This is a genomic window from Ralstonia sp. R-29, from assembly GCF_049913345.1.
GTDB lineage: Bacteria > Pseudomonadota > Gammaproteobacteria > Burkholderiales > Burkholderiaceae > Ralstonia.
This window is the reverse complement of sequence record NZ_CP184378.1, coordinates 1,095,234-1,110,325: the sequence shown is the minus strand read 5'-3', so window position 1 is coordinate 1,110,325 and position 15,092 is coordinate 1,095,234. Positions and strand designations below refer to the sequence as shown.

Genomic DNA, 15,092 nt, shown 5'->3' with positions numbered 1-15,092 from the left:
CTAGATGAGCTTACTTTCTTTCGTTGGATCACTTGAGCTCGGCCTCGTGTACGGGTTCGTGGCGCTCGGTGTCTACCTCTCGTTTCGGGTGCTCGACTTCCCCGACCTGACCACCGACGGCAGCTTCCCGCTAGGTGCCGCCGTCAGCGCAGCTGCGATCACCAGCGGCATCAACCCGTGGCTGTCAATCGCCATGTCGGCGAGCGCTGGAATTTGTGCTGGACTGGCGACGGCGGCCCTGACGCTGCGGTTCAAGATACTGGGCCTGCTGTCGGGCATCCTCACGATGACCGCGCTGTACTCGATCAACATCCGCGTGATGGGGCGCCCGAACCTAGCGTTGCTCAACGAGCGCACGGTCTTCGACACGGGCCTGGCATTGGGATTGAACCCGCTGTGGTCGAACGTCATTGTTCTTCTGATCCTGATCGTCTTTGTCGTTGGCGCTCTGGGATGGTTCCTGGCCACGGAAACAGGTCTTGGCATGCGGGCGACTGGGGTGAACCCCCGAATGGCCAGGGCCAACGGCGTGCACACCAGCGCTCAGATCTACACCGGATTGGCGATCAGTCATGCGCTCATCGCCTGCGGCGGCGCGCTGTTCGCTCAGTTGAACGGGTTCGCCGACGTCACGGGCGGCATCGGGACGATCGTGGTCGGACTTGCTTCAGTGATCCTCGGAGAAACCTTCTTGCGTACCCGCTCGGCGCGTTCGCTACTCGCTGCTGCCGTGCTCGGTTCGATCGTCTATCGAATCGCAGTGCAGTTGGCACTGTCCGCCGATGCCGTCGGGCTGAAGCCATCTGATCTCAGTCTTCTCACTGCCCTGCTCGTCGCAGTGGCCATGGTGTTGCCGCAGCTGAAGCTGCGCCTGCGTGGAGGATGCGCGACATGATTCGAGTGGTTGATGTTCACGTTGTCTTCGAAGCCGGAACAGTCCGCGAGAAACGTGCGATGAATGGCATGAGTCTCGATATCGCCGACGGCGATTTCGTGACGGTCATTGGATCGAACGGTGCGGGCAAGTCCACCCTGCTGTGCGTGCTCGCCGGCGAGCTCTCGCCAACGTCAGGCCAGGTGTTGTTCGACAACACCGATGTGAGCAGGCAACCGGCGCACGAACGCGCGGCGCTGGTTGCTCGCGTGTTCCAGGACCCACTCGCCGGGACGTGCGGTGCGCTCACTCTGGAAGAGAACCTCGCACTTGCCGCCCGCCGGGGCCAGCGGCGTGGATTGAAGCTGGCGCTTGGCCGGTCGTCACGGCATCGCTACGCGGAGATTCTCGAGCCTATCGGGCTGGGGCTCGAGGCCCGCCTGAAGACGAACGTCTGTCTTTTGTCAGGCGGACAGCGTCAGGCAGCGAGCCTGCTGATGGCGTCCATGAGCGGTTCTCGCCTCCTTTTGCTTGATGAGCATACGGCGGCGTTGGACCCGCGCACCGCGGAACTCGTGCTCTCACTGACGCGCAAGATTGTCGACGGAAACAAGATGACGACGCTGATGGTCACGCATTCCATGACGCAAGCCCTGGAGTACGGAGACCGCACTGTGATGCTCGACGCAGGCCGTGTGGTGCTCGACATTGCCGGGCCCGAGCGGGCCGGCACCGATGTCGCTGGCTTGCTGCGCTTGTTCACGAAGGCCAGCCACCGAGTGCTCGATGAGGACCGCCTCCTCGTCGCCTGACTTCCAAAGAGGCAACATGAATCTCAGATACGGACTACCTCTGAACTTCGATCGTTGGCTCGACGCCAACGCCCATCTGCTCAAGCCACCGGTCGGCAACCAGCAAATCTGGAAGGATGCCGATCTAATGGTCACGGTCGTCGGCGGGCCGAACGAACGCACGGACTTTCATGATGACCCCATCGAGGAGTTCTTCTATCAGTTCCGAGGCAATGCCTACTTGCTGATCTGGGACCGTGGGCGCTACGAAAAGGTCGCCTTGAGGGAGGGTGACATGTTTCTGCTGCCGCCGCATGTCATGCATTCTCCGCAACGGCCGGAAGCCGAGAGCAGATGCCTGGTCATTGAGCGGCAGCGTCCAGAAAACTGTCCAGACGGCCTGCAGTGGACATGTGCAAAGTGCGGCTCGCTCGTGAAGCGCTACGAGTTCCAACTGCAAGACATCGTGAAGGATTTGTCTCCCGTGTATCAAGCCTTCTACGCCAGCGGCGACACGGAGCGGGTGTGCCCTGCCTGTGGAGAACAACATCCCGGGAAGGACTTCGCTGCGTGGCACCGCACGCTCGCGGCGAACTGGGCGCTGTAGCGCTTCGCCTCGTGGGGCGCAACATTGCGTACGGCCCGTGAGTCGGGCTGGTATTCCATCCTGGCAAGCAAGAGCAGCCCAAATTCACTGTTCAACGGTGCTGTGCAACGCGATAGTTCATTGAATCCATCTTCACCAACGAATCGCACACAATGGACTATCCGGACCTTCAGCTCTACATCGGCGGAGCATGGCGCAAGACCAGCGAGACCATGCCAGTCTTGAACCCCGCCGACGAAACAGAGATCGGCAGGCTGCCTCGTGCCAGCAAGAACGACCTGGACGATGCACTCAGCGCCGCCTCCAACGGCTTTCGTGTCTGGAGCCGGACCGCGCCGCGAGATCGTGCTGCCGTGATGATCGCCGCAGCGAGAATACTGCGCGAACGCATCGAAGAGATTGCGCACGCCATCACCGCCGAACATGGCAAGCCTCTCCATGAGGCTCGGCTGGAGGTGATTCGAGGTTGCGAGTTTCTGGAGTGGGACGCCGGCGAAGCAACGCGAACCTATGGTCGAGTTATTCCGAGTGGCCAGGGCACGCGCTACATTGTCCACCACCAACCCATCGGGACAGTTGCAGCCTTCTCCCCATGGAACTTCCCGTTGAGCCAACCTGCGCGCAAGATCGGCGGGGCGATCGCCTCGGGATGCTCCTTGATCCTGAAGGCTGCCGAAGAAACGCCGGCCGGAGCCATGCATATTGCCCGAGCATTCCATGAAGCCGGCTTGCCCAGAGGTGTGTTCAACCTGGTCTTTGGTGACCCTGACGAGATCTCCGGCCATCTGATTCCGCAGGATCAGGTCCGGCTTGTTGCCTTCACCGGATCGACGTCAGTCGGCCGACATCTGACCACGCTCGCCGCACAACACATGACGCCGGTGCTGATGGAACTGGGCGGCCACGCTCCCGTCATCGTTTGTGACGACGTTGACGTTGCAGACGCCGCGATCATGTCGGCCAACCGAAAGATGCGCAACGCCGGCCAAGTCTGTACCTCGCCGACGCGCTTCTTTGCCTACGAGAACATCTTCGAGGAATTTGCAGCAAAGTTCAGTGCGCGCGCCAAGGCCATCCGAGTCGGCCGCGGCACCGAACCTGGCGTGGAGATGGGCCCTTTGGCGAATGGCCGTCGAATCGAGGCGTTGTCGGCTCTGGTGGAAGACGCCGTCGCCAAGGGCGCCCGCCTCCTGGCGGGTGGCAAACGGATTGGCAGTCGTGGGCACTTCTTTGAGCCCACTGTGCTGGCGCATGTCCCTCACGATGCACGCGTTATGACCGAAGAGCCATTCGGGCCGCTTGCAGTGATCAATCCTGTGCGATCTCTGGATGAGGCAATGGCCCACGCGAATTCTGTTCCCTATGGGCTAGCCGCCTACGGATTCACGTACAGCGCAGCCAACGTCGATCGAATGATCGAAGGCCTGGAATGCGGCAACCTGTCGATCAACACCCTCGAAGCCTCCGTCCCGGAGACGCCGTTCGGTGGCGTCAAGTCCAGTGGCTATGGTCGCGAGGGCGGCTCAGAAGGGTTGCACCACTACATGACCGTGAAGAACGTGTCGCACCTAATGGAAATCGAGCCGGCGAACGCGAACTGAGCGATTCGCGGGCATCGGCGATCTATCGCCCTCGTTGAGGCAACCAAACTTCCTGGACGCTACCGGCATTGCAAGCGGTGTGCGTCTAACACTTCCGAATGAGTGACCATGACTGTTCCTTACTCCAAGAGCGACGCAAAGGCTTACGCCCGAGAGAATTTCCGAGGCGTCTGGGCGGCAACGACCACGTCTTTCCGGGATGACCTCTCACTGGACGAAGAAGGTTCCCGGCGCAACCTTCGCCACTGGATACGAGGGCTTGAGCTTGGCGGCCTGTTCGTCTGCGGCAAGCAGGGTGAGTTCTTTTCGATGACCGTCGACGAGCGCAAGCGTACGTTTGAGCTCGCCGTGGAGGAGGCTGCGGGGCGCTGTGGCGTTGTCACCTCCTGCTCGGACGCGAACGTCGATGTCGTGATGGACCTCGCACGTCACTCACAGAACATCGGCGCCGACTACGTCGTCGTTCACAGCCCGGTCCTGCACTTTCATCAGGATCCGGAGGAGACGGTCTATGAGTACTACCGATACCTCAGCGAGAAGTTGGACATCGGCATTGCACTGTGGAACCACCCCGACTGTGGCTATGTGATGAGCCCTGAGTTGTGCGCCCGCATCGCAGAACTGCCAAACATCGTCGCCATCAAGTACAGCGTCGATCGTTTGCTCTACAAGCGCTTGACGGATCTGGCGGGCGACAAAATTCAGGTCAGCACCGCGTCCGAGGAGGACTGGCTCGACAACATCGTCGAACTAGGCTGGAGCTTGTACCTCTGCTCGACGACACCGTTCCTTCTGCAGACCTCGGTCGATCGCCGGATCAACGAGTACACGCGGCTCGCTTTCGATGGCCAGTATGCCGCTGCCCGCCAGGTGCGTGACAGCCTCGAGCCGGCGCGCGCTGCCTTCAAGTCGGCACGACCGTCCGGTACGCCGCAGGCCTATACCAAGTACTGGCTTGAGCTTCTTGGGCAAGTCGGCGGCCCCGTGAGACGGCCGCTCTTGAACCTGACCGATGCGCAAAAGGCCGACGCGTGCGAAGCCCTTGCACGCAGCGGCTTGAAGCTGGCCTAAGAGGGAGGCGCAGTCGTGGGACATCCGATGCGAGTGGCTCTTATCGGTTTCGGTGCAATTGGCCAGCAATTGGCGCGATGCCTGCTGGAGCACCGCGACCGCATCGAAATCGTTGCTGTGCTGACGAATGATCTGGGTGCCGGTCTGGAGGTCGCGAAGGCGGACCTCGAATCGCTTCGCGGCTGCATCACGGATCAGTTTGAAACGTGCCTTGAGTGTCGCCCAGAATTGATCGTCGAGTGTGCCGGCCACGAGGCTGTCGACGCCTATGCTCAGGCGACTCTCGCGGCGGGATGCGACCTTCTGTTGGTGTCGGTCGGCGCGCTTGCCGACGAAGCACGTCTCACACGTGTGCGTGAGGCGGCCGATCGCAGTGATCGACAAGTGCTGCTTGTTGCAGGAGCCATCGGGGGCACCGACTGGCTTCAGGCCGCGCACAGGGCTGGCCTCGAGGATGTCGTCTATCGCGGGCGCAAACCTCCGTGTGCCTGGAAGGGTAGCCCTGCTGAGCATCTGATTGACCTTGACACCCTGACAGAAGCGACGCGGTTGTTCAGCGGTACAGCGCTTGAAGCCGCTCAGTGCTATCCACGCAATGCCAACGTAGCAGCAACGATTGCGCTTGCTACCCGTGGCATGAGTCGGACGCGAGTGGAACTCTGGGCCGACCCGGCCGTCCGCGAGAACTGCCACGAAGTCGAAGCATGGGGGGGAGCCGGGCATTTTTGGCTGCGTCTTGAAAACCAGCCCGATCCTGCGAATCCCCGGACGTCTATGGTCACCGCCTACAGCGCACTGTGCGCAATACTTGACCGGCGAGCCGCAATCTCCCTGTGAACTGGACGGCTCCATCGACGGGAGACGTCAAGAGCGTAGCTCGATTTGGTCGCCTCCTGACCATAGTGGCATCCGAGCGGTCTGCAATAAGGGCGGACTAGCTATGTCGCGGTGTACCCGAAAGTCACGGTCATCGCCTAAGTCTGCTAATTTGATCATAACATCGCAGATCACGTGGTCCGAACCGCGGTCCGTGCTATTGCGATAAGTATTCTTATCGCAATAGCTACCTAGAGGCACTAAACTGCCTGCCATGAAAACGCGTCTGCTGTCCGTCGCCCCTTCCGTCGTCACCCCGTCCGATTTCCCCGATGCCGCCGAACTGGCCGCGCTGCGTGCCTGGCATGCCGGCTTGTCAATCCGCGAGGCCGTTGAGCGCTATCTGAGTGAGTGCCTTACTCCTGGACTGTCGTCACGCGGCGTGCTCGGCCGCATTCGGCGCCGCCTTGCCGCGTTTGCACGCCGGCGCCAGCGCGAAGACTTGGCGGCGCTGTTCGAGATGCTAGCGGCCGAACGCGCCAAAAGGGGCGGGGAAGTCGACCAGGCGATCGAGTTGCTCCGCACGCTGCCATTGCCAGAACCGGCCATCAGCGACGACGTGGCGCTGTGGCTGGATGCGCGTACCGTCACCGCGCTGCGGGCCGCCAGCATCAATACTCTGGCTGACCTGACCGTCCGCGTGCCGCGCCGACGCCGTTGGTGGGCGGTCACCCCCGGATTGGGACAGGCCAGCGCGCGACGCATCGAAGCGTTCTTTGCCGAACACCCCCGATTGACCGAGCGCGCTCGGGCGCTGATCGCTGAACAGGTCCGGGGCGTGGTGGTGCCGTGGGAGCAATTGCGCCTGCCAAACGAGGTGGATGGTTCCCAGGGACAATTCCGCGCGCCGCGTGAGACTTGCGTGCTCACCGCTGACAACGATTACGAGGCCATTCAAGCGTGGCTGTCCCTGCACGAATCGCCGGCGACCCAACGGTCATACCGCAAAGAGGCGGAGCGCCTGATCTTGTGGGCCATCGTCGAACGCGGCCGGCCGCTGTCGTCGCTCACCACCGAGGACGCGATTGCCTACCGGAGCTTCCTGCGCCGACCGATACCGCGGGAGCGTTGGGTCGGGCCCGCCCGCCCACGCACCTCCGTCGAATGGCGGCCGTTCACCGACGGGCTCTCGGCCCGCTCGATCGCCTACGCGTTGTCCGTGTTGGGCGCCATGTTTCGCTGGCTGATCCAGCAGCGTTATGTGCTGGCCAACCCGTTCGCGGGCATCAAGGTGCGCGGCGGGAGCAGGACGGCCGCGCTGGATGCCTCGCATGCTTTTACCGAAGGCGAATGGGCCCTGGTCCGGACTATCGCCGATGGACTGGAGTGGTCGTATGGCTGGGAGGCACCCGCCGCGCAACGGCTGCGCTTTGTGCTGGATTTCGGCTATGCGACCGGCCTGCGCGCCAGCGAACTCGTTTCTTCCAAGCTCGGCGACATCGAAAACGACCGGCAGGGCGGTCACTGGCTGAACCTGGTGGGGAAGGGCAGTCGCGCAGGCAAGGTTGCACTGCCACCACTGGCGCGCGCGGCGCTCGATCGGTACCTGGTGGAACGTGGGCTGCCTGTGACGCGGGCGCGCTGGAATCCAAAGACGTCGCTGATTGGTCGGTTGGGATTGGATGCCGACGGTTGCATTACGGGGGCGCGGCTGTGGAGTGTCGTCAAACGATTCTTCCTGACAACTGTCGATGTGATTGAAGGCGATCATCCGTCGCTAGCCGAGAAGTTGCGAAAGGCGAGCCCACATTGGATGCGGCATACGCATGCCACCCATGCCTTGGAGCGTGGCGTGGAACTGACTATCGTGCGCGACAACCTACGGCACGCCTCTGTCTCAACGACGTCGATATACCTGCACAGCGACGAGATCAGGCGCTCGCGGCAGATTGGAGAAGCTTTTGCTACGCAAAAATGAGCGTCTGCGAGGTGGAATACGAATCTGCATCAGGCAGGTCTACGAACTTCGCACCAGCATAGCTGTGGCTTGAGCCAGGAACCGCCACAATGCTTTCCAGCCTCGCTTCTAGCAGTATTGAAAGCCAAAGTGGTTGCAGGCGCCGCTGGTTGAATCGAAGCGGTCTCGCGAACACCATGAACCCTCGCTGGCGGGTCTGCGTGCTGCAGAAGTAAAAATTCCGAACAACTGATATAAAAACTCGACATTTGGTGGTACCAATTGCTACCTACTCCGTCGGTACTATGGCACTTCGCTCGCATAACGCGATAATCGGCGCAACAGCGCAAGACACGATATTCATGTTGTGCACATGTCGCCCTCTTTAGGTCGCGAGAGTGATTCGCAGGAAGCCATCAGACCCGCGTCTTCTGAGCTGCCTGGTTTTGATCAGATAACAAGCCTTCGAACGACGAAGGCAAGAAGAACGTGTGGGGAGCTCATGGAGCCAGTACAAGGGCAAAGCGCGCCGGCTGCCGGTGAAAATCAAACCATTTTTCAAAGTAATTTACCGCTCGCGGAGAAGTTAGAACGAGCGCGAGTCGAACTGCTGGATCTATCAGCTCGTAACCGGTTGCTCAATATGCCTCGTGGGGCTCGGAGTGGTCGGTCCATCGAAATTATCGATGAGAAAATCGATGAAATCTTTCGATTGTTGGTTCGAGAGGGGAAGACTGTCACTTTCGTAGCGGGACGCGCTGCTGATACCAAGGATCCAGCTTCTGAAGGTACTGATGGAGTCCCCGCGGACGCGCCTACGGGTAAGACGCTGGCCGAACCCGACGAGATCGAGGAATTGGCCCAACCTGACGACGAGAGCAGGGACGAGCGAGGTGTTTTGCGCCGGCATGCGGACACTCGTCTGCAAACTCGTCTAACTAGCAAGGGTCTCCAGACCCGTCTACTTGAACTCTATCTCGATGCACGCACGTTGGAGGAGGAACAGGGCGTCAACGTGCTCTACCTTGCGATGGGCGCCCTCAAGTGGGTCGATCCGAACAACGCAGAGAACATTCGTTACGCACCGCTTTTATTAATCCCGGTCCAACTCGATCGGGGCAATGCCGGCGAGCGTTTCAACTTGAAGGCTCGGCAGGAGGATTTTGCCTCGAATCTGTCGCTTGAGGCTTATCTCGATCGGGTGCATGCGCTCCGTATGCCAGTTTTTGAGGCGAGCGACACATTCGAGCCGGTCGGTTACATGGAGTTGGTTCGGAAGAGCATCGAAACCAAGGACACATGGGAGGTATTCCCCGATCACATGTCGGTGGGGTTCTTCTCTTTCGCGAAGTTTCTGATGTATCGGGACCTGGATCAAGCGGTCTGGCCTGCGGGCGCCACCATAGGCGACCATCCTTTGATCCGTTCGCTGCTGGCGGACGGTTTTGCAGGCAGTGAGGACCTCGCGCATGAGGACGCTAACATTGATGCGCTGATCCCGCCGTCCGAAATGCTACATATCCTGGATTGCGACAGTTCGCAAGCGCTGGCGATCCACGAAGTGCGGCGGGGCAGAAACCTGGTGATCCAGGGACCACCGGGGACAGGCAAAAGCCAGACTATCGCCAATATCATTGCCGCCGCGGTCAAAGACGGGAAAAGCGTGCTCTTTGTGGCCGAAAAAATGGCCGCATTGGACGTTGTAAAACGCCGTCTCGATGATAAAGGCGTCGGCGATGCCTGCTTGGAGTTGCACAGCAACAAAGCCAACAAGCGCGCTGTATTGGACGAGCTTCGGCGCACGTGGGAACTGGGCGCTCCCAAGGTCACGGATCCAGGAAGCCTTTTCGCGCGCCTGACTGAGGCGCGCGACAGCCTCAACGCGCATGCCCGGAACCTGCACGCCATCGATCCGAAATCGGGGCTGTCTCCATTCCAGGTGATTGGGCATTTGGTGCGCCTACGCGAACAAGGTGAGCGCCCGAACGACATTCAGCTGGAGAGCCCGGAGCAATGGGGCAAGGATGGCTTCACTGCGCGCCAGGATTTGTTGGCCGATTTGGCGAGCCGCGTGATTGAAATCGGTCGGCCAGCTGATCATGCTTGGGTGGGTGTGGGGCTGCCTGCGATCTCACCGATGGATGCCGAGCGTTTGGTCGCGCGTGTTCAGCAGCTACTAGAGCGGGTCTTGGCGGCACAGCAGCAGTTCGCCATTGCAGCTGAACTCCTAGAACTTGAGCCACCGCTTCGTTTGTCAGACATTCCACCAATGGTGGAGCTGCTTCAGCGTATTGCGGCGGCCCCCAGGTTATCCGCGTCGGCCATGGGGCATGACGTTTGGCAGAATTCTGACGTCATCCTGCATTTGCTAGAGCACGGGCAACAGTATGCAGCACAACGAGAAGCCTTGACCGGTCGAGTTGCTGGGGATGCGTGGGACGAGGATCTCGGTGAGGTTCTCCGTGCATTTACGGAGCTTCCCGAGACTTTCAATGCGGAGCAGTTTCAGCGCCTCGCCCAAGTATCCGAAGAATTGCCTCGCTTGCTGGCGGAGGCGGCTGCTCTTGCTCGTCAACTTGGTCGAGAGCCAGGATCCACATTTGGAGATTTCCAGACACTGACCCGTATCGGTGAGCGTGTCGCGTCTGCTCCGCCCGCCAGCCCGGAAACATTCGCGTCGGACCTTTGGAATGATGGGGTCGAGCGTGCTGGAGAGATTGCTCAAGCTGTGGCTGACTTTGAGGTCGCTAAGACCGCCATTGGCGCTCAACTGACCGAAATGGCGTGGTCCCTCAGCTTGACCCCCGGGCGTGCAATTTTGGCATCGCGTGGCACGAGTGTTTTTCGCTTTCTGAGCGCTGAATGGCGTGCGGCAAATCGCTTGGTGAGGTCCGTTCTAGCGACACCCAATCAGCCGCTGCCTGTAGTGTTGGGGTTGCTGGATACCTTGGCTAAGGGGCAGGACGCGAAGAAGACGGTTGAAGCAGAAGATGCTTTTGGGCGCAGCGCCTTTGGCGATGACTGGCGTGGTGCGAGGTCCCAATCGGCCCCGCTCTTGGCATTGGTCGAGTGGATGCGATCCCTGAAAGGCCTCGGGGCCGAACCACGGCTGATCGCCGCGCGCGGCCCGGAAAAGACGGAGGTCGCCGCACGCGCCAAACAACTATCGGCCGTCTGCATCCAGATCGAGCGTGGGTTAAAAGAGGTCTGGGACGACTTGGGGGTGGCCCGAGGCCCTGTATTCGGTGAAGTGGCGGCGGTGGAGCGTGCCGATTTGCGCTCGTTGCTTCAACTGGCAGTGAGATATGTACGTGCGCATTCGGCTGCAGGCGCGCTGATTCCCGCTGGAGTCTCAAGTGCGGGGGAGGCTCGTGCTGTCTTGGCAGCGCTAGCCGCCGGTCAACGCGATCGGCACGCTGTGCGCGAAGGTTTGACGTTGGGGCGGGCAGCGTTTGATGGCGAATGGCAAGCAGAGCGGTCGAACTGGGCGGCGCTCAAATCTGCCGCGAATTGGATTAGACAGAACCCTGACATTCGAGCTTTAGCCGGCCGAGTTGATGAGCGTGAGCATTTGGTGCCTCGCGCCAAGGTGTTGGCTGCATCGCAGGCACTCATCCAGACGAGCCTTACGGCTTTGGGTAACGAACTTCAACTGGACTTGGAGGCTTCCATTGGCGGCACCATCCTGGATGCGCGGCTTGAAGTGCTCGTTTGGCGGCTGCGACGCTGGAGCGAGGAGCACGAACAGCTCTTCCGCTGGGTGAACTATCGGGATCGCTCGGCGCGCGCGCGAGCACAAGGCTGCAGTGATCTGGTGGACCGCCTTGACGCAGGTCGAATAACGCCGGACGCGCTGGCCTCTGCGTTCGAGATGGCCTATTTCGAGGCGACCTATGCGCGGATGGTACGTCTCGAACCTGATCTTGCCCGGTTTGATGGGGCCACCCATGGGCGTCTTGTGCAGGAGTTTGCCGCGCTGGATCGACAGCGGATCCTTGCCGCGAGCGCGGAAGTTGTGCACGCGCATTACCAGAACGTTCCGCCTCGCGACGGCGGCGCGCTGGGGCCACTTGGCGTATTGCGAGGCGAGATTCAGAAAAAGAAAGGGCACATATCGCTGCGCAAGCTCGTCGAGAGGGCTGGACCAGCGCTAAGAGCGCTCAAACCGGTGTTTATGATGAGTCCGCTGTCCGTTGCACAGTTTCTTGTGCCGGGTGCCGTGGAATTCGACCTGCTGGTAATGGACGAAGCCAGTCAAATTCAACCCGTTGATGCCTTGGGGGCGATTGCTCGCTCTAAGCAGGTGGTTGTGGTTGGTGACCCAAAGCAGCTACCACCCACTGCTTTCTTTGCCAAGATGACTTCAAGCAACGAAGACGAGGATGACGAAGGGGCGACAGCAGTTGCCGATATCGAGAGCATTCTTGGTCTGTTCACGGCTCGTGGTCTGCCTACCCGGATGCTGCGCTGGCATTATCGGAGCCGTCATCAGTCATTGATTGCAGTTAGCAACCGGCAGTTCTATGAGAACAAGCTCTATATCGTGCCGAGTCCCTACACGGCGCAGGGTGGCCGGGGCCTGCGGTTTCATCATATCCACGAAGGTTTGTTCGACGCGGGCAATAAGCGCAATAACCTGATCGAAGCAAAAGCGGTGGCGCAGGCGATCATCGTCCACGCGCGCACCTACCCGAAGCTGTCCTTGGGGGTAGCAGCCTTTTCTGCTGCTCAGCGTCGCGCCATCATTGACGAACTCGAACTTCTGCGCCGCGGATTGTCACCGGAGGTCGAGGATTTCTTTAAGGCACATCGTTCAGAACCGTTCTTCGTCAAAAACCTGGAAAACGTCCAGGGCGATGAGCGCGACGTCATCTTTATCTCTGTCGGCTATGGCCGGTCAGTGCCTAATGGCCGAGTACCAATGCGTTTTGGCCCCTTAGGTACGGCGGGCGGCGAACGGCGCCTGAATGTTTTGATTAGCCGCGCCAAGCAGCGATGCGACGTGTTTGCGTCCATGACGGACGAGGATATTGATCCGGCCTATGCGGTGGAGCGAGCCGGGGTCAACGCATTCCGGATATTCCTCCAATATGCCCGCACGGGGCGCTTGTCGACGGCCGAGGTCACGGCGCGCGATCATGACAGCATATTCGAGGCGCAGGTGGCCAACGCACTGCGGGCGAGGGGCTACGAGGTTCAAGCACAAGTGGGCTTGGCGGGTTTCTTCATTGATCTGGCGGTCCTCGACGCCGAGCGGCCAGGACGATTCCTGCTGGGTATCGAATGCGATGGTGCGGCTTACCACAGTGCTCGTTCGGCCCGAGATCGCGATCGGCTGCGACAGGCGATCCTGGAAGAACACGGTTGGACCATCCACCGGATTTGGAGTGCCGATTGGTTCCAGCGCCCGACCGAACAGCTGGACGTGCTAATTCGTCGCATTGAAGCCGCTAAAGCCGAATTCGATGAGTTACGAGAAGATGTTGCGCTCACCGAGCAATTGGATGCCGAGGCACCCTATGTGGAGCGTGAAACTGTGACCGATGAAGAGGATGCCGCCGGTTTTTCTCCCTATGAAGAGGTGACGTTAGTGCGGCCGCGCCATCTCATCGGGGAACTGTATGAAGCGCCGCAAGGAGCGTTGACAGAGTTGGTGGTTCAAGCGGTCGACGTGGAAGGGCCGGTACATCGCGACCATGTCATTACCCGGATGCGAGAAGCCTGGGGTCTGAAGCGGGCAGGCGCTCGTATTGAAGATGTGGTCGGAAGATCTATTGATATTGCGATAGAGATGGGCCGAATCACGCGCTCGGGGGAGTTCCTGTCTACGCCAAACCGTGTGCCAGTACCTCGTGATCGCTCGGGGGTCAACACCATCGCCCTGCGCCGCGCCGACATGCTGCCGCCTGCGGAGATCGAGGTCGCGGCTCTCCAACTGATCGAAAGGAGCTTTGGCGCCACGCGAGACCAAGTCATCCAAGCTGTGTCGCGTGGATTCGGTATTCGCAGCACAGGCAGCCAGGTCCGCAGCGTTCTTGAACAGGCTGTCGATACTATGATTGCTCGACGACAGTTGAAGGAGGTCGCGGGAGTGTTGACTGCCACCGACGGATCGATGCGCTCAGCTCAATAGAGGAAGAGAAGACGCGCCAGCGTAAGCACCATGCTAATGAAGCATCGTCCCGGGAAAGGAGTCCAGGATAGGCCGATCAACGTTGCCACTCAGGCAGTTCGGGAAAACGAGTGCGCGCAGACGTCTTGGCCTCCTTACGCAGGCGCTCTTTCATCACCGGAGTGACTGCCAGTCGCTTTGACTTGCGACGAACAATGACCTTTGGAGCAGCAAGCGTCCCTTGCTTTTGATCGTCCATTGAATTCACCGTCTTGCGACCAAACTGCGGACTACGTCTTGACGCCATACACCCACGGAACAAGGCGCGCGATATTGCGAGCATCGTCCAGCGCCCGGTGATGGTTTCCTTCTGCTTTGCATCCGACAAGGTTCAAAGCCATTGCCATGCCTACCTCTTTACCGGTCCGTCGGCGCTTCGCGAATAGCCGCTTGAGGTTTTGGTGCGGCAGTGTGATCGGCATGCGCAAACCATGCTGAGCACTTTCCCGTTCGATCTGCTTTCGATCGTACGCGCCCCAGCTTCCCCATACAGCATCGGGCAGGGAAAACCGACATGAAAACGATTGTAGGCGAGCTGCTACACGAGGGAAGTCTTCAGCACCGTCGATGTCACTTTGATTGATGCCGGTCAGGGCTGCACAGAACGGCGTTAGGTGAGAGTGCCGATTCGGGCGCACGAAACTCTGGAATTCGTCAAGGATATGTCCTCGCCGATCAACCCAGCACGCACCGATCTCGACGATCTCCATCTCTTCCTCGGGGATTGAGCCATCGTCCGAGCAGGTCGCCTCAAGGTCAACAATGAGAATCATGCCGCACTCATCATCGGTAATCTTTCTGCCGCCCCGTCAAGCCCATCTCCCAAAAGAGCGGGACGTGCAAACGCAGTACGCGTATGCAGAGGTGGGTACGTAGCCGGGGCGAACAATCTAATAATGCTACTTTGGCGAGTGAAAAAACGCTGCAGACAATTGTCGGAATATTCAAAGACGACAATTTTTTTCTTAAAGATCATCAGCGTAGTCCAATTTGCACTTGATCAATCTTCTCTGGTGTTTAAGCTTGGCATAAATGATCTAGCGACTCAATGAAGCTTCGCGGAACACCGTGCTTTGCGCCGGGACCCGCATGATGCTTCGGAGCGCTCGTCTGACCCGTTGCCGTTTGTCGATTGAGTGAGGTTCTATATGCACCTTCTTCGGCGCGAGGGTGCGAATGGTGCATACGCCCCTGCGCGCAACA

Annotated in this window: 10 protein-coding genes; 8 read left to right on the top strand and 2 right to left on the bottom strand. The window is 59.9% G+C overall.

Translation table 11 applies throughout. The features are described from left to right. Positions 1-4: 4 nt before the first annotated feature. The 8 genes from ACN9M1_RS22110 (at position 5) to ACN9M1_RS22075 (ending at position 13,850) form a co-directional block, all read left to right on the top strand. Positions 5-895, top strand: coding sequence for an ABC transporter permease (locus tag ACN9M1_RS22110; protein ID WP_426398995.1), 891 nt, complete (start codon positions 5-7; stop codon positions 893-895). Then, positions 892-1,686 carry an ABC transporter ATP-binding protein gene (locus tag ACN9M1_RS22105; RefSeq protein ID WP_426398994.1) on the top strand — a complete coding sequence of 265 codons (795 nt, stop codon included), beginning with the start codon at positions 892-894 and terminating at the stop codon, positions 1,684-1,686. Before ACN9M1_RS22110 ends, ACN9M1_RS22105 begins: the two co-directional genes overlap by 4 nt. A 16-nt stretch (positions 1,687-1,702) precedes the next feature. Continuing rightward, a complete protein-coding gene (locus tag ACN9M1_RS22100; protein ID WP_426398993.1) occupies positions 1,703-2,272 on the top strand; it encodes a 3-hydroxyanthranilate 3,4-dioxygenase in 570 nt (189 codons plus the stop codon). 152 nt (positions 2,273-2,424) lie between these two features. Further along, complete coding sequence (locus ACN9M1_RS22095; protein WP_426398992.1) at positions 2,425-3,873, top strand: NAD-dependent succinate-semialdehyde dehydrogenase; 1,449 nt, start codon at positions 2,425-2,427, stop codon at positions 3,871-3,873. Between the two features lie 108 nt (positions 3,874-3,981). Continuing rightward, positions 3,982-4,944 carry a dihydrodipicolinate synthase family protein gene (locus ACN9M1_RS22090; protein WP_426398991.1) on the top strand — a complete coding sequence of 321 codons (963 nt, stop codon included), beginning with the start codon at positions 3,982-3,984 and terminating at the stop codon, positions 4,942-4,944. Positions 4,945-4,971: 27 nt separating this feature from the next. Then, complete coding sequence (locus ACN9M1_RS22085; RefSeq protein ID WP_426398990.1) at positions 4,972-5,781, top strand: aspartate dehydrogenase; 810 nt, start codon at positions 4,972-4,974, stop codon at positions 5,779-5,781. 253 nt (positions 5,782-6,034) lie between these two features. Then, positions 6,035-7,738: a phage integrase family protein gene (locus tag ACN9M1_RS22080; RefSeq protein WP_426398989.1), complete on the top strand. Its 1,704-nt coding sequence runs from the start codon at positions 6,035-6,037 to the stop codon at positions 7,736-7,738. A gap of 481 nt (positions 7,739-8,219) precedes the next feature. Then, positions 8,220-13,850: a DUF3320 domain-containing protein gene (locus tag ACN9M1_RS22075; protein ID WP_426398988.1), complete on the top strand. Its 5,631-nt coding sequence runs from the start codon at positions 8,220-8,222 to the stop codon at positions 13,848-13,850. 76 nt (positions 13,851-13,926) lie between these two features. Here the strand turns inward: ACN9M1_RS22075 and ACN9M1_RS22070 are convergent, their stop codons facing one another. Together ACN9M1_RS22070 and ACN9M1_RS22065 are read right to left on the bottom strand one after the other, a co-directional pair. Continuing rightward, the gene (locus ACN9M1_RS22070; protein WP_426398987.1) at positions 13,927-14,088 is read right to left on the bottom strand and encodes a hypothetical protein; all 162 of its coding nucleotides are present in this window, start codon (positions 14,086-14,088) and stop codon (positions 13,927-13,929) included. 31 nt (positions 14,089-14,119) lie between these two features. After that, positions 14,120-14,662, bottom strand: a complete 543-nt coding sequence (locus ACN9M1_RS22065; protein WP_426398986.1) for an exonuclease domain-containing protein — start codon at positions 14,660-14,662, stop codon at positions 14,120-14,122. Positions 14,663-15,092: the final 430 nt, after the last annotated feature.